Genomic DNA, 26,586 nt, shown 5'->3' on the forward strand with positions numbered 1-26,586 from the left:
GCCCCGAGGATCGGACACTTCGCCGGATCGCGATGATCTTGCCCAATTCCCGGGGATTACTCCCCAGTTGTGGACAACTCCGCCACTCGCACGAGTGAGGAGAAGGACTCCTTCCGGCCTCCCGCTAGCGCGGCGACACCACAACTCCCAGCAGACCGGGCCCCGTATGCGCCCCGATCACCGCGCCGACCTCGCTCACATGGAGGTCCGCCACACCGGGCACCCGCGCCCGCAGCCGGTCCGCCAGCGCCGACGCCCGCTCGGGAGCGGCGAGATGGTGCACGGCGATGTCGACCCGGGCGCTGCCCGCACGGTCGGCGCCCAACTCCTCCAGGCGGGCGATGGCCTTGGACGCCGTACGCACCTTCTCCAGGAGGTCGATGCGGCCCGCGTCCAGCTGGAGCAGCGGCTTCACCGCGAGCGCCGAGCCCAACAGGGCCTGGGCGGCGCCGATCCGGCCGCCGCGGCGCAGATAGTCGAGGGTGTCGACGTAGAAGTAGGCGGCGGTGCCGTCGGCCCGCTTCTCGGCGGCGGCGACCGCCTCGTCCACGGTGCCGCCCGACTCGGCGGCCTCGGCCGCGGCGAGCGCGCAGAAGCCGAGGGCCATGGCCACCATGCCGGTGTCCACCACCCGCACCGGCACCGGAGCCTCCCGTGCCGCGACCACCGCCGCGTCGTAGGTGCCGGAGAGTTCGGCGGACAGATGCAGGGAGACGATGCCGGTGGCGCCGGCCTCGGCGGCCCTGCGGTAGGTCTCGGCGAAGAGTTGGGGGCTGGGGCGCGAGGTGGTGACGGGACGTCGCTTCTGCAGGGCCTGGGCCAGGGAGCGGGTCGAGATCTCGGTGCCCTCTTCCAGGGCCTCGCCGCCGAGGACGACGGTCAGGGGCACCGCGGTGATGCCGTGGCGCTCCATCGTCCCCTGCGGCAGGTAGGCCGTTGAATCCGTGACGATCGCGACATGGCGGGACATGAGCTGGAGGTTACCTGGCGTAGCCCGTGGACGGCAGCCCGGCCCCTCTCGCCTGGACAGGCCTTGACCGAATCCGGTAGGGATCACATACCGGACGTCTCCGGACGAGGCTTCTTCTGCCAGGGGTAGGTCGGGCGCGGTCCCGTCGGATCGATCGCGGGCCGGGCCGGCTCCTGCGCGGCGGGGGTCTCCGGTGTCTGCGACCGCGTCTGCGGCCCCGAGGTCTGCGGGATGTCCTCGGTGGTCCAGTGCCGCAGGGCTCCGGTCTCGACGTCGATCTGGGCGCTGAGGTGGTCCAGGTCGTCCTCGGCGAAGCGGCGGGCGCGGTCGCGGGCGGCCCAGCGCAGGGAGTCCGCCGAGCCCGTGACGCGCTCGGTGCGCTCGCGCAGCGACGGCAGCCGCTCGGCGAGCCTGGCCCGGTCGGGCTCGGACTCCAGCCGCTTGAGCTCGCCGTCCAGTTCACGGCCGTGGGCGCTGAGCCGCTGGAACAGGCCGAGGGACTCCCTGAGGGACTCGTCCTCCGCCACGCCCGCGTGCAGCGCGTCCTGTGTGGCGCGCATCGAGGTGCGCAGCTTGAGCCGGAGCTGGGCGATCTCGCCGACCGGTCCCGGCTGGGCGAAGGACTTGGCCCGCAGGGTGTGGTCCTCGACCGTGCGGCGGGCCTGGTCGATGGTGCGGTCCACTCCGCGCTTGGCGGCGCCGACCGCCTTCACCGTCGCGTAGACGCCGAGCACCGTGAGCAGCACGAAGAGCAGGGCGACGACTGCGATCACTGCTTCCACGAGCTCCTCCTACGACGACCCGCATCCCTCTCGGAATGCTTCCCCCAACAAACGGTAAACGAGACGGGCTGGTCCGGAGTTCCGGAAGAACCCCGAACCTGCCCGCACACGCCCCCTAGGGGAAGACCTCACGCCGGAACGATGTTCACCAGCTTCGGCGCCCGCACGATCACCTTGCGGATGCCCGCCCCGTCCAGCGCCTTGACGACGTTCTCGTCGGCCAGGGCCACCTTCTCCAGCTCCTCGTCGGAGATGGCCGGGGAGACCTCCAGACGGGCCTTGACCTTGCCCTTGATCTGGACGACGCAGGTGACGCTCTCGTCCACGACGTATGCCGGGTCGGCGACCGGCAGGTCCTGGTGGACGACCGAGTCGGTGTGGCCCAGCTTGCGCCACAGCTCCTCGGCGATGTGCGGGGCCAGGGGGGCGATCAGCAGCACCAGGGCCTCGGCGACGGTGCGCGGCAGCGCCCCGCCGGCCTTGGTCAGGTGGTTGTTCAGCTCGGTGATCTTGGCGATGGCGGTGTTGAAGCGCAGGCCTTCCAGGTCCTGGCGCACCCCGTCGACCGCCTTGTGCAGCGCGCGCAGGGTGGGCTCGTCGGGCTCGGCGTCGGCGACGGTGACCTCGCCGGTGGTCTCGTCGACGATGTTGCGCCACAGGCGCTGCAGCAGCCGGTACTGGCCGACGACCGCGCGGGTGTCCCACGGGCGGGAGACGTCCAGCGGGCCCATCGCCATCTCGTACAGCCGCAGGGTGTCGGCGCCGTACTCGGCGCAGATCGTCTCCGGGGTGACCGAGTTCTTCAGGGACTTGCCCATCTTGCCCAGCTCGCGCTTGACCGGCTCGCCCGCGTAGAAGTACCCGCCGTCGCGCTCCTCGATCTCGGCGGCCGGCACCGGGAAGCCACGGCTGTCGCGGTAGACGTAGGCCTGGATCATGCCCTGGTTGAACAGCCTGTGGAACGGCTCGGCGGACGAGACGTGCCCCAGGTCGAACAGGACCTTGGACCAGAAGCGGGCGTACAGCAGGTGCAGCACGGCGTGCTCGGCGCCGCCGACGTACAGGTCGACACCGCCGTGCGGACGGCCCTCGCGCGGGCCCATCCAGTAGCGCTCGATCTCGGGGTCGACCAGCCGCTCACTGTTGTGCGGGTCCAGGTAGCGCAGTTCGTACCAGCAGGAACCGGCCCAGTTGGGCATGGTGTTGGTCTCGCGGCGGTAAGCGCGCGGTCCGCGGCCGTCGCCCAGGTCCAGGGTGACGCTGACCCAGTCCTCGTTGCGGGACAGCGGGGTCTCCGGGGAGGTGTCCGCGTCGTCCGGGTCGAAGGTGCGGGGCGAGTAGTCCTCGACCTCGGGCAGCTCCAGCGGCAGCATCGACTCGGGCAGGGCGTGGGCGATGCCGTCCTCGTCGTAGACGATCGGGAAGGGCTCGCCCCAGTAGCGCTGGCGGCTGAACAGCCAGTCGCGCAGCCGGAAGTTGACGGTGCCCTGGCCGATGCCCTTGCGGGCCAGCCACTCGGTGACGCGGGCCTTGGCCTCGGCGACGGGCAGGCCGTCCAGGGAGATGTCGTCGTTGGACGAGTTGATGATCTTCGCGTCGTAGGACCCGAAGGCGGTCTCCCAGGTGGCGGTGTCGGTGCCGCGGCCGTCGGTCGGCTCGACGATGCAGACGATCGGCAGCTCGAAGGCGCGCGCGAACTCGAAGTCGCGCTGGTCGCCGGCCGGGACGGCCATGATCGCGCCGGTGCCGTAGCCCATCAGGACGTAGTCGGCGATGAAGACGGGGATCCGCTCGCCGTTGACCGGGTTGGTCGCGTAGGCGCCGGTGAAGACGCCGGTCTTGTCCTTGGCCTCGGCCTGCCGCTCGACGTCGGACTTGGAGCCGGCCTGGGCGCGGTAGGCGGCGACGGCCTCGGCGGGGCTCTCGTGCCCGCCGGTCCACACGTCGTGGGTGCCCTCGGGCCAGGCGGCCGGGACGAACTTGTCGACCAGCGGGTGCTCGGGCGCCAGGACCATGTAGCTCGCACCGAACAGGGTGTCGGGGCGGGTGGTGAAGACCGTGATGTGCTCGCCGTCGATGGGGAAGTCGACGCGGGCGCCCTCGGAGCGGCCGATCCAGTTGCGCTGCTGCAGCTTGATGGCCTCGGGCCAGTCCAGTGCGTCCAGGTCGTCGATCAGCCGGTCGGCGTAGGCGGTGATGCGCATGTTCCACTGGCGCAGCTTGGCCTTGAAGACGGGGAAGTTGCCGCGCTCGGAGCGGCCGTCGGCGGTGACCTCCTCGTTGGCCAGGACGGTGCCCAGGCCGGGGCACCAGTTGACCGGCGCGTCGGAGGCGTAGGCCAGCCGGAAGCCGCCCAGGACGTCGGCGCGCTCGGTGGCGGTCAGTTCGTTCCACGCGCGCGTGTGGCCCGGTACGCCGCGCTCACCGGACTCGAACTGGGCGATCAGCTCGGCGATCGGACGGGCCTTGGCCGCCTCGTCGTCGTACCAGGAGTTGAAGATCTGCAGGAAGATCCACTGGGTCCACTTGTAGTAGTCCGGGTCGATCGTGGCGAACGACCGGCGCTTGTCGTGGCCCAGGCCCAGCCGGCGCAGCTGGGACTTCATGTTGGAGATGGCGGCCTGGGTGGTGACCCGGGGGTGCTCGCCGGTCTGCACGGCGTGCTGCTCGGCGGGCAGGCCGAAGGCGTCGAAGCCGAGGGTGTGCAGGACGTTGTGGCCGGTCATGCGCTGGAAGCGCGCGAAGACGTCGGTCGCGATGTAGCCCAGGGGGTGGCCGACGTGCAGGCCCGCACCGGAGGGGTACGGGAACATGTCCATGATGAACTTCTCGGGGCGGGCGACGACCGCGGGGTCCCCGGCCAGGTCGCCCTTGGGGTTGGGCGCGGCGTAGGTGCCCTCGGCGTCCCAGAAGTCCTGCCAGCGTGCCTCGATGTCGGCGGCCATGGCCGCCGTGTAGCGGTGTGGCGCGGCATCCGCCGCCATGCCCGTGGTGGCAGCGGGGTTCGTCTCGCTCATGATCCTCAAAGCTCCATCGATCGTCTCTGCCGACTGCTGCGACTTCCCGGAAACGAAAAATCCCCTCGCACAGGAGGGGACGCCGCGCCGATGCCGAACCGTCCGGTCCACCGGCGTTCGGGACTGATCAGCGCGGCCCGCTAAGCAGAAGGCGTACGGCACGCATGGCGCTAGGGTACCGCAGGGGTTGAGCAAGCTGCGACGGACTTACGTATGACCTACGGACACCGGGCACACCCGGCCGAAGTTGAACAAAGGTCAAGGATTACTTCGCGTAACAGCAGCTAAAGGGACATCGTCCCGCCCAGATGGTCACTTGATAACAACGCAATAACTCAAACCTCGTACCCATCGGTATGGAGCCGCTTAGAGTTCGGCAGCGGGACCGCTTTCCCGAAACTGCTCGGAGTTGCCCCCATGAACCCTCTTCTCAACAACAGCTCGATCCCCAAGCCCGGCCGATCGGCCTACGGGGTGGCCTCGGCTGTCGTCCTGGTCCTCATACCCGTCGTCGTGCTCGCCGGCGGGGACCAGCTCCAGTCCTTCCTCAACTTCGGCGCGGGCGTCCTGTCGCTGGTGTGCCTCACCTGTTCGGTCATCTGGGGTCTGGTCGCCCAGGACCGGCTGATCCTCAACACCCGCCAGCGCATCATCGGACAGGGCATCCACCGGGTGACCGCCGTCGGCTCGATCGCCTTCCTGCTGGTGCACATCACCGTCAAGATCGCGCTGGAGCACACCGTCCTGCTCGCCGCGCTCATCCCGTTCTCCCAAGGCATCACCGGTATCGGCTTCCTGATCGGCCTGGGCTCCCTGGCCGGCCTGCTCATGATCTTCGTGGGCATCACCGGCGCCCTGCGCAACCAGTTCGCCGCCCCGGCCGAGGTCGCCGCCCGCTGGCGCGCGATGCACATGATGGCCTACCCGGCCCTGTGCGCCGCCCTCATCCACGGGCTCTACGCGGGTCGCGCCGCCAAGCCGTTCTTCATGATCTCGTACCAGCTCTGCCTGGTCGGCGTCATGGCCGCCCTGCTGCTGCGCGCCGCCCCGCGCGAGTTCAAGCGCAAGGTCGCCGACAAGATCACCATGATGATGGGCACCCAGGACCGCTACGCCATGGAGGGCCTGGAGGCGTCCCGCGCGCGGATGGCCGAGGGCGACTACGAGCGTCCCGCGCGGCCCTCCCGGGCGGCCAGGGACGAAGGCCGGGACCGGGACAGGGACGCCGGCCGCGGCAACCCGCAGACCTCGTCGCTGTTCGGCATGCCGGCCGGCGCCGACACCGGGGGCGGGTACGCCGCCGCCTACCGCTCCGCCAACACGCCGGGCGGGCAGCAGTCGTACGCGGGAGCGGCCGACCAGACCGCGCGCATGAGCATGCCCACCGACATGCAGGCCACCGCCGCGATGCCGCGCACGGACACCGGCGGCAGCACCTCCGGCAGCTGGCCGATCCCGTCCCCGCCGCCGGTCGGCGAGGCGCCCCCGTCGGCGTACGACCCGATGCAGGACACCGGGTTCAACATCCCGGTCTACGGCAATTCGGGCAACCCGGGGTACGGCGGACGTGATGTGTACAACACCGGTGAGACGAACGCCCAGTACGGCACGTACAACTCGAACGACACGTACAACAGCGGTCCCGCCAGTGCACCATCGCCCGGAGCGTCCACGGACAATCCGGGTTCGGGCGAACCTTGGAACACGCCTTCCGGAGGCTATAGGTGAACGAGGCCCTGCCCGACGTCCCAGAAGTCCGCGTGGTCGGCCTTCCGCAGCTCACGTCGGGCTTCGACCTTGTCGAGAGACTTGACCTGCCCATGCACCTGAAGGTGCATGGGCCGCTCGAACCCATGGGCGGGGAGAAGCTCGCGCAGCTCTCCGAACGCATCAACCTCAAGGGACGCGGCGGCGCGGGCTTCCCGTTCCACAAGAAGCTGCGCTCGGTCGCCGACGCGGCCATCAAGCGCGGCGTCCGGCCGGTCGTCGTCATCAACGGCAGCGAGGACGAACCGGCCTGCCGCAAGGACACGGTGCTGATCAACCGTGCCCCGCACCTCATCCTGGACGGCGCGCTGCTGGTGGCGGAGGCGCTGGGTGCCCGCACGCTCGTGGTGGGGGTCACCCGGGAGTCGACCGAGCGCTCCATGGAGGCCGCCCTCGCCGAGCGGGGCCTCGGCACCGGCCGCCGCTCGGCGCTGAAGGCGTTCGTCCAGCGCAACCCGATCCGTATGGTCACCGGCGCCGCCGCCTCGCTGATCCGCTCCATCGACGGCGGCCCGGCGATCCCGCCCGGCCGCAAGACCAGTGCCTCGCAGAGCGGCGTCGGCGGCGCGCCGACCCTGCTGTCCAACGCCGAGACGTTCGCCCAGCTCGCCATCGCCGCCCGCATCGGGCCCGAGCGCTACGGCAACACCGGCCTCTACGACGAGCCGGGCACCGTCATGCTCACGGTCTCCGGCGCGGTCGCCCGCCCCATGGTGATCGAGGTCCCCACCGGCGTCCCGCTGCGGTACGTCCTGCAGCTGGCCGGCGCCCCGCCGGTGCCGCAGGGTGTGCTGACCGGCGGCTACCACGGCCGGTGGATCGACGCCGCGACGGTCAACGAGGCCGTCGTCTCCCGTAATTCACTGGACGCGGTGGGCGGTGCGCTGGGCGCCGGCGCGATCCTGCCGATCAGCCAGGAGACCTGCCCGCTGGGCGAGTCGCTGCGGGTGGCGCAGTGGCTGGCGGACGAGAGCGCGGGACAGTGCGGTCCCTGCTACCTCGGTCTGCCCGCCGCCGCACGCGGCATGGAGGACATCATCAACGGCGGCGGCCCGGCCGCGCTGGAGGCCCTCAAGCAGGTCGCGAAGAACGTCAAGCGGCGTGGGGCGTGTTCGCACCCCGACGGCTCCGCGATGTTCCTCGAGTCGACCATCAAGGCGTTCACCGACGACCTCGCGGCGCATGTGCTCGGAAACGGCTGCGGACGGCCGGTGGAGGGCGTTCTCCCGCTCTTCGAGGAGGGCATGGCCCCGGCGGCCATCACGAGCGGCGGCGCCTCCCAGGACACCGGCGACAGCCGTCAGAAGATCTTCGTCGACTGGACCCTGTGCCGGGGCCACGGTCTGTGCGCGGACATCCTCCCGGAGGTCTTCCAGTTGGGCGCCGACGGCTTCCCGACGGTCGCTCAGGCGAAGGTGCCGCGGTACGCGGAGGCGAAGGCGCTGCGGGCGGTACGCCGCTGCCCCGCGCTCGCCCTGCGCCTGGAGGAGGACACGCGCGGCTCCGCGCCCGCCAAGAACCTCCCGGTGCTCTCCCAGGGCCGCGGCCGGCGCGCGCTCGGCCGCTGACCCCGCACACGGAAAGGGGCCGCCTGTTTCCAGGCGGCCCCTTCGGCGTCGTACCACATCGACACACAAAGAAAGATCCCGCCGGGTCGGATTCGACCCGGCGGGATCTTTCTACTGTGGAGCTAAGGAGAATTGAACTCCTGACCTCCTGCATGCCATGCAGGCGCTCTACCAACTGAGCTATAGCCCCTTGCTTTGGTCCGCCTGGTTTCCCTGGCGGCGACGCCAACATTACACGGTCCAGGGGGTGGACCACCAAATCGTTTCCGTTCTGTCCATTTTGGCCGGAATGTCAAGCGGTGACGAACGAATAGAACCGCTTGAGCGTGCAGTGCTCCTCGAGCAGCCGGCCGTAGATCGGCTCGCCCTCCAGCTCGCGGTACGTCTCGATGGGGTCGCCTTTTATGATCAGCGCCCGTGCGCATTCCTCGCACCAGTACTGGTAGTCGGGGTTGACCGGCTCCATGTCACGGACGATCGGGGTGCCGCTGCCGCACCAGTCGCACTTCCGCCTGTGTGCACCCATGAATCAGCTCCAGCTGTGGCCGCAGGCCGTGCACACGTAGGAGATCCCGCCGTTGTCGCCGAGAACCTGGGCCACGAACGCCGAACCGCAGGAAGGGCAGCTGAGCCGGGTGGCCTTGCCCCGTGTCAACGCCGCTCCGGAGAGGTGGCCGACCTCTCCGAGGATGCTCGCAGGCATCGCTACTCCCTCCCGTCGGGCCGCGCCCCCTTCCGGCCGTTTGATTCTGCCACGGCCGGGCCAATACGGTCAGCGACGCCGCAGTACCAGTCCGGACACATCGGCGCCTCCGCAGAGGTATACGCCTGGTGAGGCGCTTCCGACTCAAGTGCGCTTCGCTCAGAGGTGGCAGGAACGAGAAGGACCCCGTCCGATCGAGTCGATCGGACGGGGTCCTGTCGCTGTGGAGCTAAGGAGAATTGAACTCCTGACCTCCTGCATGCCATGCAGGCGCTCTACCAACTGAGCTATAGCCCCATCTGTTCTCCCCGCTCCCGCGGGCCGAACAAGAAGAACTTTAGCCTGCGACCTGCCGGAAAGCGAAATCGGCTCAGTCGTCGTCGCCGAGCACCGGTTCCGGCAGGGTGCCGGCGTTGTGCTCGAGCAGGCGCCAGCCGCGGGCACCGTCACCGAGGACGGACCAGCAGCAGTTGGAGAGGCCGCCGAGGCTCTCCCAGTGGTGTGCCTCCAGGCCGAGGAGGCGGCCGATCGTGGTGCGGATGGTGCCGCCGTGGCTGACCACGACGAGCGTGCCGTCCTCGGGCAGCTTCTCGGCGTGCCGCAGCACCACGGGCGCGGCCCGGTCGGCGACCTCGGTCTCCAGTTCGCCGCCGCCGCGGCGGACCGGCTCGCCGCGCTTCCACGCCGCGTACTCGTCGCCGTACCGGTCGACGATCTCCTCGTGCGTCAGCCCCTGCCACACCCCCGCGTAGGTCTCGCGCAGGGCCTCGTCGTGGGTGATCTCCAGACCGGTGAGCACGGCCAGCTCGGCGGCGGTGGCCGCGGCGCGCGAGAGGTCGGAGGCGACGATGGCGTCCGGCTTGAGGGAGGCCAGCAGCCGGGCGGCACGGCGGGCCTGGGCGACGCCGGTCTCGGTCAGCTCGACGTCCGTGGTGCCCTGGAAGCGCCGCTCCACGTTCCACGCGGTCTGGCCGTGCCGCCACAGGATGACGCGCCGGCCCCGGCCGGGGCCGCGGTCGGCGGCGCTCACCGCGGTTCCCCGAAGCCGGCGGTGTCGTCCTCCTCGGCCCGCAGCTTGGCGTACTCCGCGGCCTTGCCCTTGGTGGCCCGGGCGTCCTCGGGCAGCTCCAGCTCGGGGCAGTCCTTCCACAGCCGCTCCAGGGCGTAGAAGACGCGCTCCTCGCTGTGCTGGACGTGGACGACGATGTCGACGTAGTCGAGGAGGACCCAGCGGGCCTCGCGGTCGCCCTCGCGGCGGACCGGCTTGGCGCCGAGCTCCTTCTGCAGCCGCTCCTCGATCTCGTCGACGATCGACTTGACCTGACGGTCGTTGGGCGCGGAGGCCAGCAGGAAGGCGTCCGTGATCGACAGCACGTCGCTGACGTCGTAGGCGATGATGTCGTGCGCGAGCTTGTCGGCGGCCGCCTGGGCGGCGGCGGTGATGAGCTCGATGGAGCGGTCGGTGGCGGTCACTGCGTGGCTTTCCGTCGGCGGTCGTTTGCCCTCAAGGGTCTCACGGACCACCGACGGCCCCCCACGCGATTAAGGGATCACCAGGTCGCGAGGGGGGGTGCTGCCGCAGGGGGACCTAGGACGACGAAGGGTCGTAGTCCTGGCCGAGGACGACGGACACGTCCGCGTTCCCGGAGACCTTCCCCTTCTTCACCGTGCTGGTGGGCAGGCCCAGGGTCTTGGCGACCTCGGTGGCGTTCTCCTTGTCGGCGGCGTCCGCGTACAGCACCTGGGAGGCGCTCTGCGCGGCCGAGGCCGTGCCGCCGTCCAGGAAGGTGAAGCCGCCGTTGAGGAGCACCACGCGCGCGTCCTCGGTGTCGGCCTTGGTGCCGCTGGCGTTCTGCACGGAGACGCTGACGGCCGCGTCCTTGTCGGGGCTCTTCGCGGTGCCGCCGAGGACGTCCTTGACGACGCTCGCGCTGTCGTCGGCGCTGAGCGTGCCGTCCGCCTGGACCGGCAGCAGGGCGGTCTTGTAGTCGCCGCCCTTGGCGAGGTCGGAGAGCTTGGCGAGGAAGGTGCCGAGGTCCTTGTCGGTGAGGGAGGGGTCCAGGATCTGGGCGAGCGTCTCGACGGTGGTGGTCGCGGCCGACGCGTCGGAGGACACCTTGCGCAGGATGCCCTGCATGACCTGCCCGAACCGCTCCAGCTGGGCGTTCTGGGCCTCGCCGGAGGCGCGGTAGGTGGCGTAGGCGACGGCCATCTTGCCACTGAGTGTCTGGTCCTCGCCCTTGTTGACGAGGGGGGCCTGGCCCTTCTTCTTGGCGGCCGGGTCGGGGACGTCGGTGTCGGTGTCGACCTCGATGTTGCCGACGAGGTCGACCAGGTTCTGCAGATAGGGGGTGTCCAGCCGCCAGGTGCCCTCGATGTCGGTGCCGAGGACGGTGTCCAGGGCGTCGCGGGTGCCGTCGGAGCCGTCGTCGTCGACGGACTTGGCGAGGGTCGTGGTGGTGCCGTCCGTGTCGGTGAGGACGAGGGAGTTGGGCAGCAGGACGGTGGTGCCCCGCTTGGTGGTGGTGTTGTCGACCAGCAGCGCCGTGCTGGTGCCGCCCCCGGAGGTGTTGTGCAGGTGGACGACGATCACGTCCCGCTTCTGGGCAGAGCTCGCGGTGGTGGTGCCGGCCTTGGAGCCGGAGGACGAGGACAGTCCGGGCAGCTTCCCGGCGAACCAGAGGTAGCCCACGCCGCCGACCGCCACCAGGGCGAGGACGACGGTGAGCGCGACGATCCGGCTGCGGGCGCGGCGCTTGGCCTCCTCGCGGCGCTCGGTGCGGTTCTCGGTGAAGTTCAGCCAGTCGATGACGTCCTCGGAGTCGCCGTCGGGCTCCTCCACGAACGCGAACTGCGCGGTGTGGTACTCCCGGCCGTCCCCCTCGGGCGTCTCGTCACCGGCCCGCTCGTCCGTCCCCGCCGTCTCGTCCTCGGCCGGTGGTCCGGCCTGCTGCGGGATGTACGCGGTCTGCTCGGCGGTACGGGGCTGCTCGGCCCGCGGCTGCTGTCCGCCCACGACGGTCTGCCCGTAGGGGTCGTAGGAGGCGTAGCCGGCACCGGTCTGCTGCACCCCGGTGTCGTACGGGTCGTAGGGGGGTGCCTGCTGACCGCCCTGGGCGTACATGTCGTACCCGTAGCCCTGCTGGTTCTGGTACCCCTGCTGCCCCTGCTGCCCGTAGGGGTCGTAGCCCTGCTGCTGGGGCGGCTGGGCGGGCGTCACCTGCCGGTAGACCGGCTGCCCGTACTCGTCGTAGCCCACGAGCTCGTAGGGGTCGCCCCCGTACGGGTCGCCCCCGTACCCCGCGTCATATCGGTCGTTCACCGGTACCCCTCTCGGCTCACTCGCCGCGGTACAGCTCGCGCTTGTCGATGTAACGCACGACTCCGTCCGGCACCATGTACCAGATGGGGTCTCCCTTGGCGACTCTCGCACGGCAGTCCGTCGAGGAGATGGCCAGCGCGGGAACCTCCACGAGGGAGACGCCGCCCTCCGGGAGACCGGGGTCCGTGAGGTGGTGGCCGGGCCGGGTGACCCCGATGAAGTGCGCCAGGGAGAACAGCTCCTCGCTGTCGCGCCAGGTCAGGATCTGGCCGAGGGCGTCGGCACCGGTGATGAAGAAGAGGTCCGTGTCGGGGTTGAGGGCCCGCAGGTCGCGCAGGGTGTCCACGGTGTAGGTGGCACCGCCGCGGTCGATGTCGATACGGCTGACCGAGAACTGGGGGTTCTCGGCGGTCGCGATGACCGTCATCAGATAGCGGTCCTCGGCCGGGGAGACCCGGCGGTGGCTCTTCTGCCAGGGCTCACCGGTCGGGACGAACACGACCTCGTCCAGGTGGAACTGCGCGGCGACTTCGCTGGCCGCCACGAGGTGTCCGTGGTGGATCGGATCAAACGTTCCGCCCATGACGCCCAGACGGCGCTTGCCCGGGTTCGACGGGCCGGTAGGCATGTCCTGCTCTCCCATGCGTGCAGACCCTACCGGCCCGTCCTGAGGGCACCGGCCGGCCGATGCCCGAAGTACCCCGGTATCCACCCCGGTATGAACACGGTGTGCCTCAGCGGTCGCGGTTGAAGCGCGTGGTGATCCAGAGCAGGAGCATCAGGACGATGAAGGCGCCACCGCCGGTGACCAGCGGGTTCAGGCTCTCGTGGTTGCCACCGTGCTCCTCGCCCTCGGCGGCGAGGGTGACCAGCTGGGCGGCGGCGCTGTGAAGGCTCATCTTCGGGACGACCTATCCGGTGTGGGCGGGATAAAGATGTCGGCCCATCGTATGCGGGGCGCTCCGCGGCGATCACGCCGACTCCGCCAATGGGAACCTTCGCGCGGACTCAGTCGTCCTTCCGCTTGTAGCCCCGCAGTACGAACCACGCGGTGAGCACACAGCCCAGGATCATCACGATCAGTACGACACGGAGAAGGTTCCCCGCCCCCTGCTGCTGGGCGGCCTCGGTCAGCCAGGCGGCCGCGGGGTGCTGCTCCATGGTTCGGGACTCCTTCGGTGTAGTGCCCGTCCACGGTAACTCCGCCTAGGCTGGGCTCTGCTTCGGGGGCGCAAAGGGCCGCACAAGGGTCCGCAAAGGGCGGGCCGCACCACAAGGGCCACACAGACGCACATGGGGGAGTACATGTCCGACGACGGCCGCCAGAACAACGGCTCCGAGAACGTGCCGAGCAGGCAGCGCACCCGGTTCCCCGGGATCTCCTCGCGCGCGTACGAGCACCCGGCCGACCGCTCCGCCCTGGTGGCGCTGCGCAAGCTGAGCGGGTTCGACACGGTGTTCAAGGCGCTCAGCGGGCTGCTGCCCGAGCGGAGCCTGAGGCTGCTGTTCCTGTCCGACTCGGTGCGGGTCTCCGACCAGCAGTTCACGCACCTCAACGACATGCTGCGGGACGCCTGCTACATCCTGGACCTGGAGAAGGTCCCGCCGATGTACGTCAACCAGGACCCGCAGCCGAACGCGATGTGCATCGGCCTGGACGAGCCGATCATCGTGGTCACCACCGGTCTCGTCGAGCTGCTCGACGAGGAGGAGATGCGGGCCGTCATCGGCCACGAGGTGGGCCACGCCCTGTCCGGGCACGCGGTGTACCGCACGATCCTGCTCTTCCTGACGAACCTCGCCATCCGGGTCGCCTGGATCCCGCTGGGCACCATCGCGATCATGGCGATCGTCACGGCGCTGCGCGAGTGGTTCCGCAAGTCGGAGCTGTCCGCCGACCGCGCGGGCCTCCTCGTCGGCCAGGACCTGAAGGCCTCGATGCGCGGCCTGATGAAGCTGGCCGGCGGCAACCATCTGCACGAGATGAACGTGGACGCGTTCCTGAAGCAGGCCGAGGAATACGAGGAGAGCGGCGACCTGCGCGACTCCGTCCTGAAGATCCTGAACGTCCTGCCCCGTACGCACCCGTTCGCCACGGTCCGGGCGGCGGAGCTGAAGAAGTGGGCCGAGTCCCGCGACCACCAGCGGATCATGGACGGCCACTACCCGCGCCGTGACGAGGACAAGAACACCTCGGTCTCCGACTCCTTCCGCGAGTCCGCCTCCCACTACGCGACCAACATCAAGACCTCCAAGGACCCGCTGATGAAGCTGGTCACCGACATCGCGGGCGGCGCCGGCGGCCTGGGCGGCCGGGTGCGGCGGGGCTTCGACGGCTTCACGAGCACGCCGGAGAGGAACGAGGGGAACGAGGGGAACGAGGAGCCCCCGGCGGCCAGCGCCCCTTAAGGGCGCGAGGCCGTATCGATGTGCGGCTCCGCCGCGTGGGCGCGACCAGCCCCCACCGGCCCGCAGCCTCAGAACTTCGGCTCCGCACTGGCCGCCAGCGTCCCGCACAACTGCATCGCACCGCCGGTCGCAAAGGGGTCGGTCCCGGCCGGACCGCCCGCCTCGGCGGTCTGGCCGGCCAGCAGCGGCCGCAGACGGTTCGCGGAATCCTCCGCGCAGGACAGCGGCCCCGCCTGCACGGTCGCCGAGACGATCTGTGTCTGGCGGGTCCGCAGATCCTCCCGGTCGAACCGGAACAGCAGCTCACGGTGGACGGTGAACAGGGAGGCCGGCGCCTTCGCGTCGGCCCCGGCCGGCCGCAGCGCGTACACGAAGGTGTGGTCCGCGGTGACCTCCAGCGTCGCCGAGTCGGTCTCGGTGACGGTCAGCGTGCCCTGGACCCGGACCTTGCGGTCGGCCAGCTCCACCCGGGCGGGGTCGAAGCGCACCAGCCAGCCGGTCGGCGCGTGCCGCCCGTCGGCCGCCGGACGGCTGAAGCTCTCGTCGAACTGGTCGAGCTGCTCGGCGTCGATCAGCCCGCGCACCGGCTGTACCTCCTGCCCGGTGAGCACCTCCGGGTAGAGGGAGGAGCGCACCAGGTACTCCTTGGCGGTGGTCAGGGCGGTGACGACCTGGCTGTCGGAGAAGTGCGCGGTGCGCCGGGCGGCCGGCAGCGGGATCCCCTCGGCGCCGACGCGGAACTGCGCGGCCGGGCTGTGGGCGAACAGCGTCCCGGTGTCGGCGGTGCCGGGCACCGCTCCCTGCGGGGCCAGCGGGACGACGGTCATCCGCAGGGGTTCCACGGCCCGCCGGGTGGCGGAGCTCTGGTACGGGTTGCGTACGCCCATGTAGATCGCGGTGCCGAAGGCGACGGCGATCAGCAGGACCAGGATCAGGGCCTGCCGGGACAGGCCCCGGTGCAGGGGCGGGCGGCGGCGGACGGCGGGCGCGTGGTCGGCCATGCGCTCCAGGGCCGAGTACTCCTGGAGGCGGGCAGCGCGGACGAACGATTCGTCGAAGACGACGGATCGGTACTCGTCCTCTCCACCTCCGGGAGCGCCCTCGGGGGTCCCCTCCGGTGGGTCGCCAGGCCCGCTCATACTTTCAGGGTAGGTCGCGCGGGGCCCGGGTAAACGCCCCGCTGCGCGACAAGTTCTGACAGGTTCTCACCAGGTTGGCCGCGCCGGACGGGCCCGGGCCTCAGGGAGTGCGGGGTATCGCGGAGACCGTCGACCGGGACGGGGCGGCGGAGGCGGAGGGCGTGGCCGCGCCGCCTTGTTCCAGCCCCGTGGAGGCGGGCGGCGGCACCTGGTCCCGGCTGCTGGAGGAGGAGCCCCGGTAGACCGCCGCGAAGGCCAGCGCGACCATGCCGACGCCCATCACGACGGCGAGCATCCAGGCGACGGGGCGGTGCCAGCGGACCTGTTTGCCGTACGGCCCGAAGGGACCGTGGTGGCCGTCCGGGTCGTCGTCGTCCAGATCGTCGAAGTCCGGATCATGGCCGAAATCGCCGGGGCCGTCGGGGCCGTACGCGTCGTCGTAGCGGTCGCCGCGCGCGCGAGCGCGGCGGGCCTCGGCCTCGGAGGCCTCGGCTCTCGCCTCGGCGGCGGCCAGGAGGCGCTCCACGGCGGACGGCTCGTGCACCACGGCCGCCCGTACGAAGGCCTCGTCGAAGACCACGGAGGCGAACTCTTCGTCCGACACCCCGCGGTCGTGGTCGTCGTCGGGCTCCCAGCCGTCAGGGAACGGCGTGCCCCCCACGTCCTCCGGCACGGTTCCAGAGTAGACCTGGGGGGTCAATTTGGGCAGGCGGTAGGGAAATTCGTCCACCGGATGAGACGCCTCTCACGGCCCTTTCACGGCCGTCCCACAGCCGTCCCACGGCCGCCGCCCACGGCCGTGCGTCAGCGCCGTACGTGTCCGTCGCCGGTGACGATGTACTTGGTGCTGGTCAGCTCCGGCAGGCCCATCGGGCCCCGGGCGTGCAGCTTCTGGGTGGAGATGCCGATCTCCGCGCCGAAGCCGAACTGGCCGCCGTCGGTGAACCGGGTGGAGGCGTTCACCGTGACCGTGGTGGAGTCGACCAGCTGGGTGAACCGGCGGGCCGCCTGCTGCGAGGTGGTGACGATCGCCTCGGTGTGGCCGGAGGTCCACAGCCGGATGTGCTCGACGGCCTTGTCGAGGGAGTCGACGACGGCGGCGGCGATGTCGTAGGAGAGGTACTCGGTCTCCCAGTCCTCTGCCGTGGCCTCCACGACGGTCGCCTTGGAGTCCTTGGCGTACGCCAGGACCCTTTCGTCGGCGTGGACGGTGACCCCGGCCTCGGCGAGGGCGTCCAGGGCGCGGGGCAGGAACTCGGCGGCGATGTCCTGGTGCACCAGGAGGGTCTCGGCGGCGTTGCAGACGCTGACCCGCTGGGCCTTGGAGTTGATCAGGATGTCGATCGCCATGTCGATGTCGGCCTGGGCGTCGACGTAGACGTGGCAGTTGCCGGTGCCGGTCTCGATGACGGGGACCTTGGACTCCATGACCACGGTCTGGATCAGGGAGGCGCCGCCGCGCGGGATGAGGACGTCGACCAGGCCGCGGGCGCGCATCAGCTCGTGCACGGACTCCCGGCCCTCGCCGGGCACCAGCTGGACGGCGTCGGCGGGCAGCCCGGCGCCGCCGACGGCGTCCCGCAGGACCCGGACGAGGGCGGTGTTGGACTCGTAGGCGGAGGCGGAGCCGCGCAGGAGGACCGCGTTGCCGGACTTCAGGCAGAGGGCGGCGGCGTCCACCGTCACGTTCGGGCGGGCCTCGTAGATGATGCCGACGACGCCCAGCGGGACGCGGACCTGGCGCAGGTCGATGCCGTTGGGGAGGGTGGAGCCGCGGACGACCTCGCCGACCGGGTCGGGCAGGGCGACGACGTCCCGTACGTCGGAGGCGATGGCCCGGACCCGCTCCGGGGTGAGGGTCAGCCGGTCGATGACGGACTCGGCGGTGCCGGCCTCGCGGGCCCTGGCGATGTCCTTGGCGTTGGCCTCGACGATCTCGCTCGTACGGACCTCCAGCGCGTCCGCGATGGCGAGCAGCGCGTCGTCCTTGGCGGCCCGGGGCAGTGGCGCGAGGTCGGCGGCGGCCGCCTTGGCACGGTAGGCGGCCTGGGTGACCGGGGACATGGCGTCGTACGGGGAGAGCGTGGTCATACGGGAAGGGTAGTGCGCCGGGCGGAGGGGGCCATGGTTGTCCACAGGCCGTCCCAAGCACCGAGACGTACGCGGCGGGACGGCGGACGGAGACAGGGAGGTCAGAAGGGGTGAACGCCGACCGGGCTGGCCGGTCGGGGGCCGTAGCCCTCGGCGATGCGCTGGTGGTAGGTCTCCCGGTCGATCACCTCGAGGCCGACGATCTCCCAGGGCGGCAGCTGCGAGGTGCGCCGGTGCTCACCCCACAGGCGCAGCGCGACGGCGGCGGCGTCATGGAGGTCGCGGGCCTCCTCCCAGTAGCGGATCTCCGCGTGATCGCCCGCGTAGCGGCTGGTCAGGAGGAAGGGGTGGTCGTGGGCGAGCTGTTCGAGGGCGCGCCGGACCTCCCCCAGCGGGGCCTCCTCGCCGGAGACGCTGAGGGTGACGTGCCAGAGCCGGGGCAGATCGGCCGGTCCCTCGTACCGCTCCCCCGCCGCCACGCTGGTCAGCGCGCGTTCCTCGCCCGCCGCGCCGCCGCTCCCACGCGCCGCTGCCACCCCGGGGCGCACTCGTCTCACGACGGCCTCCTTTACGCAGCGCTCGTGCAACTGGTCTCCCTGAGACAAAGTTGAGCAGGCCGCACGGCTCCATGGGGCGGTTTCACGGAACGTCCCCCACCGGTACGGACCGTTCGGGGCTCTCCGCAGACAGCCGTTCGACGGCCTCAGGGGTGGAGGATCACCAGGTCGTCGCGGTGGACGACCTCCCGCTCGTACTCCGCGCCCAGCTCGCGCGCCAGCTCGCGGGTGGACCGCCCGATCAGCCGGGGGATCTCCTTGGCGTCGAAGTTGACGAGGCCGCGGGCCACCGCGCGTCCGGCGGTGTCGCGCAGCTCGACGGGGTCGCCCGCGCTGAACTCGCCCTCGACCCCGGCGATCCCGGCGGGCAGCAGCGACGTGCGCCGCTCGACGACGGCGCGCACCGCGCCGTCGTCCAGGGTGAGCGAGCCCTGTGGGGTGGAGGCGTGCTGCAGCCAGAGCAGCCGCTCGGCGGAGCGCTTGCCGGTGGGGTGGAAGTAGGTGCCGGTGTCCTTGCCGGCGAGGGCGTCGGCGGCGTGCACGGCGCTGGTGAGGACCACGGGGATGCCGGCGCCGGTCGCGATCCGGGCGGCCTCGACCTTGGTGACCATGCCGCCAGTGCCGACGCCCGCCTTGCCGGCGCTGCCGATCTCGACGTCCGCGAGGTCCTCGGGGCCGCGCACCTCGGCGATCCGGGAGGTGCCCGGCCTGCTGGGGTCGCCGTCGTAGACGCCGTCCACGTCGGACAGGAGCACCAGCAGGTCGGCGTGGACGAGGTGGGCGACGAGCGCGGCGAGGCGGTCGTTGTCGCCGAAGCGGATCTCGTCGGTGGCGACGGTGTCGTTCTCGTTGACGATGGGGAACGCGCCCATCGCGAGCAGCTTGTCGAGGGTGCGCGAGGCGTTGCGGTGGTGGGCGCGGCGGCTCATGTCGTCGCTGGTCAGCAGCACCTGTCCGACGCGGACGGCGTAGCGGGCGAAGGAGGCGGTGTAGCGGGCGACGAGGAGGCCCTGGCCGACGCTGGCGGCGGCCTGCTGGCGGGCCAGGTCGCGGGGGCGGCGGCGCAGGCCCAGCGGGGCGAGGCCGGCGGCGATGGCGCCGGAGGAAACGAGGACAATCTCACGTTCGCCGCCGCTGCGGATCTTGGCGAGGACGTCGACGAGGGCGTCGACGCGGTCGGCGTCCAGTCCCCCGGCTGCCGTGGTCAGCGACGAGGAGCCCACCTTGACGACGATCCTGCGGGCCTCGCCCACGGCCTGCCTTACGCCTGCCACCTTGTTCTTCGTCCCCTCGCGCGGCTGTTCCGGGCCCTTCCGGGCCTGCTCGCAATCTACGCGAACGGACCCCGGGGCCGCGCGCGAGTTCCAGCCCCCGGACGGTCCGTCAGCGTAATCGTTTGCTCACTCTTCGCGTACGGCAAAAAGGTTGTACCGGTTCCACATGGAATCTGAAGGGAATACAAATTTATTTTGAAGTTTGTGTCACCTACAGTTCGCCCTGTGAAGCGCATACTCCTCAGGTCGGGGAAGAGCCCCTTCGACGTGGTCCCCGTCGAGGAAGCCCTCCACCGCGACGTCTTTGCCACCAATTCGGGCAATCTGATATTCAGCGATGCCACGCACAAGATCCTCACTGTGCCCGGCAGCGCCGAGGTGGTGTCCAACGGCATCGCGACCCAGGTCAGCGCCGCGGGACGGATCAACGAGGAGTACGACGCGTTCGTCGTGCCGTTGGCCAACGCCTTCCGGCCGACGTTCGAGGCCCCGCTCAAGCGGCTGACGCAGCTGATCTCGAAGCTGAAGATCCCCGTCGTGGTGGTCGGCGTCGGCGCCCAGGCCGGACTGGACAACGACCCGGCGCGGCTGAAGTCCATGGAGTCCACCGTGAAGGGCTTCGTCTCCGCGGTGCTGGACCACAGCGCCTCCATCGGCGTGCGCGGCGAGTTCACCGCGAAGTACCTCACCGACATGGGCTTCAAGGACGTCGAGATCATCGGCTGCCCGTCGCTGTTCATGCACGGCGAGCGGCTCGAGGTGACCAAGCGGGTGGCGGCCATCACCCCCGAGTCCAGGATCTCCACCAACGGCTCGCACACCGCGGTGCGCGGCGGCCTGAGCAAGATCCTCAGACGGGCCCACGAGAACTACCCCCACCTGCGCTACATCGGGCAGAACCTCACCGACGCCCGTCAGCTGCACTGGCGCGACACCGACTCCCCGGCCGGCCGGGTCCGCGAGATGCCGTCCCACCCCGACCACCCGATGTACCGGGAGGACAAGGTCCGGGTGTACATCGACCCGGTCACCTGGATCGACGACCTGAAGGAGTTCGACTACTCGTTCGGCTCGCGCATCCACGGCAACATCGCGGCCCTGCTGGCGGGGACGCCGGCCACCGTGCTGGCCTTCGACTCGCGCACCCTGGAGCTGTGCCGCTACTTCGAGATCCCGCACCGGCTGCTGAGCGAGGTGCCCGCGGACATCGACCCGGCCGAGCTGTACGAGGAGGCCGACTTCAGCGCGCTCACCGGCAACCACCAGGAGCGGTTCGACCGGTTCACCTCGTTCCTCGACAAGAACGGGCTGGAGAACACCTTCACGCACGGCGACGGCGGCAAGGCCTTCGACGAACAGCTGCGCGCGCTGCGCTTCCCGGAGGGGCTGCGCCCCTGGAACGACGCGGATGTCGCCTCGCTGACGAGCCGGTTCGGCTGGCTGCAGCAGCGCATCACCGAACTGGACACCCACAACACCCAGTTGAAGCGGGAGCTGGCGAAGTCCCGGGCGGGGGCGAAGGCGGCCGCCAAGGCCGCCGCCGCCCTGACCTCCCCGACGCCCTCGATCTACCGCAGGGCGCGCCGGGTGATGGGCCGGGCGCTGAAGCCCGCGAAGTGACACCCCGGGCCCTCAGGCGGCCACCCGGCCGTGCGGCCCGGTCACCCGCTTCTTCAGCCGCCGCAGCTTGCGCCGCACCTTGCGGGTCGCGCCGCGCAGGAAGGTCTCGGCCGGGGTCGCCCGCCATCCCGGGTACGCCTTGGCCTCGCGCGGTTCGGCGAGGTAGACCCGGTCGGGGATCCCGTCCTTGCGGGAGCGGTAGCCGGGGTAGGCCAGATAGAGCTGGGTGCCGCCCTTCTTCAGGACGGCGCCGGGCTCGCGCTTGGCCTTCATGAACTCCAGGACGTCCACCAGGAGGTCCGGGCGCCGCATGGCCACCAGCTGGAGCCGCAGCCGCTCGTGGACCTTCAGCCGCTGGGCGACGCCCTCGTTCCAGTAGGCGTCCATCAGCGGTTCGGCCAGCTCGAACTTGGTGCGCCGGACGTCCTCGTCCTGCCGGAGGAAGACCGGGCCGAACTGCGGCAGCAGCGTGACCTGGAAGGGCCGCACCATGAGCACGTCCCGCTTCGGGCCGGGCGGGACCATCCGCTCCAGCAGGCCCATCAGGGCACGCGCGGAGTCGAAGCGCAGCTGGTAACCGCCGCTCTTGGTCACGTGTTTGCCGTCGTCGCGGCCCACCAGGTAGTAGCAGGTGTAGTCGGCGACGATCGAGACGCCGTCGGCCCGCAGATAGGCCTCCATCGTGAACAGCGCGTCCTCGCCGGTCCACAGCGACTCGTCGAAGCGCATGTGGTGGCGCTCCAGCAGGGCGCGGCGGAACAGCTTCTGGGCGCTGAGCGTGAACTTGATGTTGGAGGAGAAGACGTCCGTACGGTCCTGGTTCCTGCCCCACATCGACCGGGGGGCCTTGCGGTTGACGCCCTCGACCCTGCCGAGGCAGACATCGGTGCCGTTGCGGTCGGCCATGGCGACCATCCGCTCCAGCGCCTCGGCGCCGAGCCGGTCGTCGGCGTCCAGGAAGAACACGTACCGTCCGGTGGCTCTCTCCAGGCCGACGTTGCGCGGGCCGCTGGGCCCGCCGGAGTTCTCCTGACGGATCACCGTGACCCGCATGGGAGCGCGTGCGGCGAACTCCTCCAGGTGGTCCCCGGTGCCGTCCTCGGAGCCGTCGTCGACGGCCACGACCTCGATCCGCTCCGGGTCCAGCGTCTGTGCCTCGACCGACGCGAGGCATTCGACCAGATACGGCATCGCTTCGTACGCCCCGATGATCACCGTGACGTCAGGCTGGGCAAGAGTCACTTTTCCCTCGCATCACGCAACGGTTCCCCCTGTTCAATGTTCCGGCAACCCGATAGACGGTCGGCTCGGTCAAGGGGTTGTCCCCGCATCGGAAGGTGTTCCACATCACAGGACGCCGAAGGGCCCGGTCTCCGGAGAACGTCTCCGGGGACCGGGCCCTTCGTCACAGGGGCGTCAGCCTGCCGTAACACCGTTGGTCAGTTCAGCGCCGCCGCCGGTCGCCGTACCGGCCGCGCCGGCCGCGTCCTCCGCGGCGGCGGCCCGGGAGGCCTGGCCGACATTGCGGGCCTCGGCCTTGAGGGCGAGGTCGGCGACGGCGGTGTTGAACTGCGCGAGGGAGGTCGGCTCGTCGGGACCGAGCAGGTACTCCTTGAGCTCCTTGCGGTCCTCCGCCAGCGCGTCGGCGGCCGGGTCGCGCACCGCACCGAGCAACTGGTCCAGCTCCGCGGCGGAGTTGGTGAGGATCACCGCCGCGCGCACCGCGGTGTTCTGCCGCCGGAACTCCTCCGTCCCCAGCTCCGCGGAGTCCGTGACGGCGTACGGCTTGCCGCTCGCGATGAAGTCGGAGACCACGCTGGAGATGTCGGAGACCATCGCCTCGGCGGCGTTGAAGCAGTCGTACAGGCGCGGTTCGGCGCCGGTGACCACCCGGTGCTCGAAGTCGGGGAAGGACCGCCAGTAGGCGTCGTTCCACTCGGTGCGCAGCCGGGCCGCCTCCTCGTGCTTGCGCACGTCGACGATGCCGTCGCGGCTGGTCACCGCTTCGTCCGCCTTCTCGTCGAAGGAGAGCGAGAGGTCGTCCAGGCGGGCCTTGAGCCGGGTCAGCTCGGTCTGCGCCGCGGCCTGGGCCGCCGCGTCGCCCTGGAAGCGGGAGTCGCCGGCGCGCTGCTCGGCGGCCTTCTTGATGAGGCCGGTGATGCGGCGGTGCGCGGCGCCGGCCGCGGCGCTGCGGGTGCCGGTGAACGGGTGCGGCTTGTACAGGACGCGGACCGGGGGCTCGGCGGCGATCAGCTTCTTCACGATGTTCTCGCCGGCCAGCAGGATGGAGGTGTTGCCCGGGTTGTCGTCCCAGCCCTCCCAGGTGGGCGCGTACAGCACGGTCGGGATGCGGTCCTTCGGCGCGCCCTCCCAGGTCCTGATGGGCGCGAGCTGCGGGCGGCCGACCTCGACGATGTCCTCGTCGCGGATGCCGACGTCGGCGATGGCGTAGCGGTCGCGGCCGGCCCGGCCGGCGGTCCACACCTCGTCGTACACCTTGCTGAACGGGTTGACGCTGGCGAGCTTGTCGCTGTCGCCGTGGCCGATGAAGACGTGCTTCATGGTGGGCACGCGCAGCATGTGGATGTTCTTGCCGACGTTCGCGGCGTACAACGTGACCCGCACCATGGAGAGGTCCATGTTCATCAGGTGCACCCCCCCGGGCACGCAGATGACAGGGACCGTCGTGGGCGCCATCCGCTCCAGGACGGAGCGCTCACGCAGGATGATCAGCGGCCGGGTGTCCAGCTGCTCCATGGTCTCCAGCCACATGTTGACCTGGTAGGCGGACTCCTTGGAGCCGGAGAAGTACAGCACGGTCTCCGGGCGGTACTCGCGCAGCCAGGCGCTCACCGTGGCCAGCACCTTGTCGGGCTTCGGCGGCAGTCGGCGGGCGCGCAGGTGCGGCACCAGCAGGGCGACGTACAGCGCGCCGAGGAGCAGGGTGACGGCGACGCCCGCGTAGCCGGCGAGGTCGACGTCGGTGACGGCGCAGACGAGCAGACCGGCGACGGCCGCGAGGTCCAGGTGGAGCATCTTCTGCCCGGCCCGGGTCAGCAGCGCGCGCGGCGGGGCGTCCGGGACGGTCAGCCGGGAGGCCAGGTCGACGTTGCGGGTGACGACCGGCATCTGGCGGCGCTTGCCGATCAGGGTGACCAGGGCGCCGTGCGGGGCCTGGAGACCGAAGAAGAGCGTGAAGCAGGCGATCGCCGCGTAGAAGACCGGCTCCTCCGACAGGTCGAGCCGGGCCAGCAGCAGAATGAGCAGCAGCTCGCGGACCAGGAACCGGGTGGACAGGCCCGCCCTCACCTTGTTCAGCAGGCTGATGAGGTAGGTGCCCTTGCGGTGGAGATAGAGGTCCGCCAGGTACGTCACGGCGGCCACGGCGGCGAAGGCGGGGGTGCTCGGGACGAGCGCGGCCAGCATGAGGCAGGGGTAGCCCAGCATCATGAGGACCGCCGCGGCCAGTTCGGCCGCGCTGCCCACCCGGGCCACGCGAATGGCAGTGGATATCACGGAGAAACCTGCTCTGGGAGGGGTGCCGGTCATAGAAGCCTAAAAAGTCCGGAAAGTCCTTTGTGGAGGTCTCGGATTTCTTACGCTTCAGGCCTCTGTGAATTCTCCGTAAACAGGGAGCCACAGAGGCCTGAAATTCGATGGCTATTTGCGGTTGATTATGCCACGCCGTCCTGTCGGTCGAGCACCGAGGCCAGGGCCTGCTCGAAGCCGGAGGCCTTGCCCGCGGGGGCCGTGGGGTCCTGCTGGCGGACGTCGATGACGTGCCCGGTGAGCTCGGAGAGGAGGACGTCGAGCGAGGTGCGGGCGACGGCCTCGGAGGAGAGCAGGCTGCCCGCGGGCTCCTGCCCGAAGGCCTTGGTGCGCATGGGGGTGGCCGTGCGCTCCGGGTTCACGCAGTTCACCCGGATGCTGTCGCCGGCCCACTCGTCGGACAGGGCCTGGGTGAGGTTCACCATGGCGGCCTTGGTCGAGGAGTAGAGGCTGTACTCGGCGCGGCCGCGGGTGTAGCTGCTGGAGGTGTACAGCAGCAGCTGGCCCTTGGTCTCGGCGAGGTACTTGTAGGCCGAGCGGGCGATCTGCACCGGCGCCAGGTAGTTCACCTTCAGCGCTTCCTCGATGGTCGCGTTGTCGGTCTCGGCCAGCTTGCCGATGCGCAGCACCCCGGCGGTGTTGACGACGTAGTCGATGCGCCCGGTCTCGCTGTAGGCCTTGGACAGCGCGTCGTCGACCTCCTCCGGGTTCTCCACGTGCGTGCCGGTGGTGGAGCGGCCGAGGGCGTACACCGTGGCGCCGTAGGACTCGGCGAGCTCGGAGATGTCCTTGCCGATGCCGTAGGAGCCGCCGAAGACGACGACGGTCTTGCCGGTCAGCAGCTCGCGGTAGACCTCCTCGCCGTACGGCTCGGGGGTGGCGGTGGAGGCCAGCTGGAACAGCTTGTCGGCGATGAAGACGTCGACCGGCTGAGTGACCTTCATGTTGTACTCGTCGCCCGCGACGACGTGGATCGGCACGTCCGGCAGGTAGCGCAGGACGACCGTGCAGTCGTCCGTGGCCTGGAAGTTGGGGTCGCCGGCCGCGACCGCGTAGGCCCGCTTGATGGTGGACAGCTTGAAGGCCTGCGGGGTCTGGCCGCGGCGCAGCCGGGAGCGGTCCGGGATCTCCGTGATGAACTCGCCGTCCTCGCCGTGCGTCCGGGTGACGATGATGGTGTCGGCGGACGGGATGGCGACGTCGACGGCCTGGTAGCGCTCCAGGGCGGTCACGCAGTCGTCGATGACGCGCTGGGAGAGCAGGGGGCGTACGGCGTCGTGGAAGAGGACGTTGAGGTCCTCGCCCTCGGCCAGGCCCTCGCCCAGGGCGGTGATGGCCCGCTCGGTGGTCTCGTTCCGGGTGGCGCCGCCCTCGATGATCCTGGAGACCTTCTTGAACCCGGCCTTGGCGACGATCTTCTCGATGTCGGGCACATAGCCCGGCGCCATCAGCACGATGATGTCGTCGACCGAGTCGGCCTTCTCGAAGGTGGTCAGAGTGTGTTCGATGACGGCCTTGCCTGCGATCTTCAGCAGCTGCTTGGGGATCGACAGACCCACACGCTGACCGGTGCCACCGGCCAGGATCACTGCGGTCGTACGGGGCTTGGCTATGTGCTGGGACACCAGAGACCTACCTTGGGGCGACAGGGAACGGGGAAATGGTCCCACTTGCGGTTACCGCGATGCAAGGTGAGCGCCCTTCACTGCATATGTGCGCGCCACCCACCATTCACCTTGAACCGCTGGTGATTGGTAAGACGTGTACGGGACCCATGGGGATGCTCCCTGGAAATCCTGTGAGTAACTCCACAGGGGC

Annotated in this window: 23 protein-coding genes and 2 tRNA genes; 4 read left to right on the plus strand and 21 right to left on the minus strand. The window is 70.3% G+C overall.

Features of this window, described 5'->3' with window-relative positions:
• Nucleotides 1–124: 124 nt before the first annotated feature.
• From ACYQ8Q_RS15940 to leuS, 3 genes are all read right to left on the minus strand, one after another.
• Complete coding sequence (locus ACYQ8Q_RS15940; RefSeq protein ID WP_460065529.1) at nt 125–970, minus strand: DegV family protein; 846 nt, start codon at nt 968–970, stop codon at nt 125–127.
• An 83-nt stretch (nt 971–1,053) separates the two neighbouring features.
• Nucleotides 1,054–1,752, minus strand: a complete 699-nt coding sequence (locus tag ACYQ8Q_RS15945; RefSeq protein ID WP_460065530.1) for a hypothetical protein — start codon at nt 1,750–1,752, stop codon at nt 1,054–1,056.
• A gap of 128 nt (nt 1,753–1,880) precedes the next feature.
• Complete coding sequence (gene leuS, locus ACYQ8Q_RS15950; RefSeq protein WP_460065532.1) at nt 1,881–4,769, minus strand: leucine--tRNA ligase; 2,889 nt, start codon at nt 4,767–4,769, stop codon at nt 1,881–1,883.
• A gap of 417 nt (nt 4,770–5,186) precedes the next feature.
• Here leuS and ACYQ8Q_RS15955 point away from each other — a divergent pair, with 417 nt between their 5' ends.
• Both ACYQ8Q_RS15955 and ACYQ8Q_RS15960 read left to right on the plus strand, forming a co-directional pair.
• Nucleotides 5,187–6,497: a cytochrome b/b6 domain-containing protein gene (locus ACYQ8Q_RS15955; protein WP_460065534.1), complete on the plus strand. Its 1,311-nt coding sequence runs from the start codon at nt 5,187–5,189 to the stop codon at nt 6,495–6,497.
• Complete coding sequence (locus tag ACYQ8Q_RS15960) at nt 6,494–8,104, plus strand: NADH-ubiquinone oxidoreductase-F iron-sulfur binding region domain-containing protein (protein WP_460065536.1); 1,611 nt, start codon at nt 6,494–6,496, stop codon at nt 8,102–8,104. The genes ACYQ8Q_RS15955 and ACYQ8Q_RS15960 overlap by 4 nt, the downstream gene beginning before the upstream one ends.
• Nucleotides 8,105–8,221: 117 nt before the next feature.
• Here the strand turns inward: ACYQ8Q_RS15960 and ACYQ8Q_RS15965 are convergent.
• From ACYQ8Q_RS15965 to ACYQ8Q_RS16010, 10 genes are all read right to left on the minus strand, one after another.
• A tRNA-Ala gene (locus ACYQ8Q_RS15965) sits at nt 8,222–8,294 on the minus strand.
• A 102-nt stretch (nt 8,295–8,396) separates the two neighbouring features.
• Nucleotides 8,397–8,630: a hypothetical protein gene (locus ACYQ8Q_RS15970; protein ID WP_003976229.1), complete on the minus strand. Its 234-nt coding sequence runs from the start codon at nt 8,628–8,630 to the stop codon at nt 8,397–8,399.
• Nucleotides 8,631–8,633: 3 nt separating this feature from the next.
• On the minus strand, nt 8,634–8,807 hold the full coding sequence (locus ACYQ8Q_RS15975; protein ID WP_107103374.1) for a hypothetical protein: 174 nt from the start codon (nt 8,805–8,807) through the stop codon (nt 8,634–8,636).
• 224 nt (nt 8,808–9,031) lie between these two features.
• Nucleotides 9,032–9,104 (minus strand) — tRNA-Ala (locus ACYQ8Q_RS15980).
• A 73-nt stretch (nt 9,105–9,177) separates the two neighbouring features.
• A complete protein-coding gene (locus ACYQ8Q_RS15985) occupies nt 9,178–9,837 on the minus strand; it encodes a histidine phosphatase family protein (RefSeq protein ID WP_460065539.1) in 660 nt (219 codons plus the stop codon).
• Entirely contained in the window at nt 9,834–10,280 is a 447-nt protein-coding gene (gene rsfS, locus ACYQ8Q_RS15990; RefSeq protein WP_460065540.1) for a ribosome silencing factor, read from the minus strand. The genes ACYQ8Q_RS15985 and rsfS overlap by 4 nt, the downstream gene beginning before the upstream one ends.
• A gap of 115 nt (nt 10,281–10,395) precedes the next feature.
• Nucleotides 10,396–12,129 carry an LCP family protein gene (locus ACYQ8Q_RS15995; RefSeq protein ID WP_460065542.1) on the minus strand — a complete coding sequence of 578 codons (1,734 nt, stop codon included), beginning with the start codon at nt 12,127–12,129 and terminating at the stop codon, nt 10,396–10,398.
• 16 nt (nt 12,130–12,145) lie between these two features.
• Complete coding sequence (nadD, locus tag ACYQ8Q_RS16000; protein ID WP_359279482.1) at nt 12,146–12,772, minus strand: nicotinate-nucleotide adenylyltransferase; 627 nt, start codon at nt 12,770–12,772, stop codon at nt 12,146–12,148.
• Nucleotides 12,773–12,863: 91 nt separating this feature from the next.
• Nucleotides 12,864–13,028, minus strand: coding sequence for a hypothetical protein (locus ACYQ8Q_RS16005; RefSeq protein WP_460065543.1), 165 nt, complete (start codon nt 13,026–13,028; stop codon nt 12,864–12,866).
• Nucleotides 13,029–13,137: 109 nt separating this feature from the next.
• Nucleotides 13,138–13,290, minus strand: coding sequence for a hypothetical protein (locus tag ACYQ8Q_RS16010; RefSeq protein WP_359279481.1), 153 nt, complete (start codon nt 13,288–13,290; stop codon nt 13,138–13,140).
• Nucleotides 13,291–13,434: 144 nt separating this feature from the next.
• Between ACYQ8Q_RS16010 and ACYQ8Q_RS16015 the strand changes: the two genes are divergently transcribed.
• The gene (locus tag ACYQ8Q_RS16015) at nt 13,435–14,538 is read left to right on the plus strand and encodes a M48 family metallopeptidase (protein ID WP_460073336.1); all 1,104 of its coding nucleotides are present in this window, start codon (nt 13,435–13,437) and stop codon (nt 14,536–14,538) included.
• Between the two features lie 68 nt (nt 14,539–14,606).
• On the opposite strand, the gene ACYQ8Q_RS16020 is transcribed toward ACYQ8Q_RS16015, so the two are convergent.
• From ACYQ8Q_RS16020 to proB, 5 genes are all read right to left on the minus strand, one after another.
• Nucleotides 14,607–15,677, minus strand: coding sequence for an SCO2583 family membrane protein (locus tag ACYQ8Q_RS16020; protein WP_460065545.1), 1,071 nt, complete (start codon nt 15,675–15,677; stop codon nt 14,607–14,609).
• A gap of 100 nt (nt 15,678–15,777) precedes the next feature.
• Nucleotides 15,778–16,350 carry an SCO2584 family spore wall biosynthesis protein gene (locus tag ACYQ8Q_RS16025; protein WP_460065547.1) on the minus strand — a complete coding sequence of 191 codons (573 nt, stop codon included), beginning with the start codon at nt 16,348–16,350 and terminating at the stop codon, nt 15,778–15,780.
• Nucleotides 16,351–16,481: 131 nt separating this feature from the next.
• Nucleotides 16,482–17,768: a glutamate-5-semialdehyde dehydrogenase gene (locus tag ACYQ8Q_RS16030; RefSeq protein WP_460065548.1), complete on the minus strand. Its 1,287-nt coding sequence runs from the start codon at nt 17,766–17,768 to the stop codon at nt 16,482–16,484.
• Between the two features lie 101 nt (nt 17,769–17,869).
• A complete protein-coding gene (locus ACYQ8Q_RS16035) occupies nt 17,870–18,316 on the minus strand; it encodes a hypothetical protein (RefSeq protein WP_460073338.1) in 447 nt (148 codons plus the stop codon).
• A 155-nt stretch (nt 18,317–18,471) separates the two neighbouring features.
• A complete protein-coding gene (proB, locus tag ACYQ8Q_RS16040; RefSeq protein ID WP_460073340.1) occupies nt 18,472–19,578 on the minus strand; it encodes a glutamate 5-kinase in 1,107 nt (368 codons plus the stop codon).
• Between the two features lie 246 nt (nt 19,579–19,824).
• Here proB and ACYQ8Q_RS16045 point away from each other — a divergent pair, with 246 nt between their 5' ends.
• Nucleotides 19,825–21,219, plus strand: coding sequence for a polysaccharide pyruvyl transferase family protein (locus tag ACYQ8Q_RS16045; RefSeq protein ID WP_460065551.1), 1,395 nt, complete (start codon nt 19,825–19,827; stop codon nt 21,217–21,219).
• 12 nt (nt 21,220–21,231) lie between these two features.
• Here the strand turns inward: ACYQ8Q_RS16045 and ACYQ8Q_RS16050 are convergent, their stop codons facing one another.
• The 3 genes from ACYQ8Q_RS16050 to ACYQ8Q_RS16060 all read right to left on the minus strand — a co-directional run bounded on the left by ACYQ8Q_RS16050 (nt 21,232) and on the right by ACYQ8Q_RS16060 (nt 26,393).
• On the minus strand, nt 21,232–22,461 hold the full coding sequence (locus tag ACYQ8Q_RS16050) for a glycosyltransferase family 2 protein (RefSeq protein WP_460065553.1): 1,230 nt from the start codon (nt 22,459–22,461) through the stop codon (nt 21,232–21,234).
• Nucleotides 22,462–22,635: 174 nt separating this feature from the next.
• Entirely contained in the window at nt 22,636–24,735 is a 2,100-nt protein-coding gene (locus ACYQ8Q_RS16055) for a hypothetical protein (RefSeq protein WP_460065555.1), read from the minus strand.
• A 158-nt stretch (nt 24,736–24,893) separates the two neighbouring features.
• On the minus strand, nt 24,894–26,393 hold the full coding sequence (locus tag ACYQ8Q_RS16060; RefSeq protein ID WP_460065557.1) for a D-ribitol-5-phosphate cytidylyltransferase: 1,500 nt from the start codon (nt 26,391–26,393) through the stop codon (nt 24,894–24,896).
• Nucleotides 26,394–26,586 lie beyond the last annotated feature (193 nt).

This window comes from Streptomyces sp. YKOK-I1 (assembly GCF_054660435.1).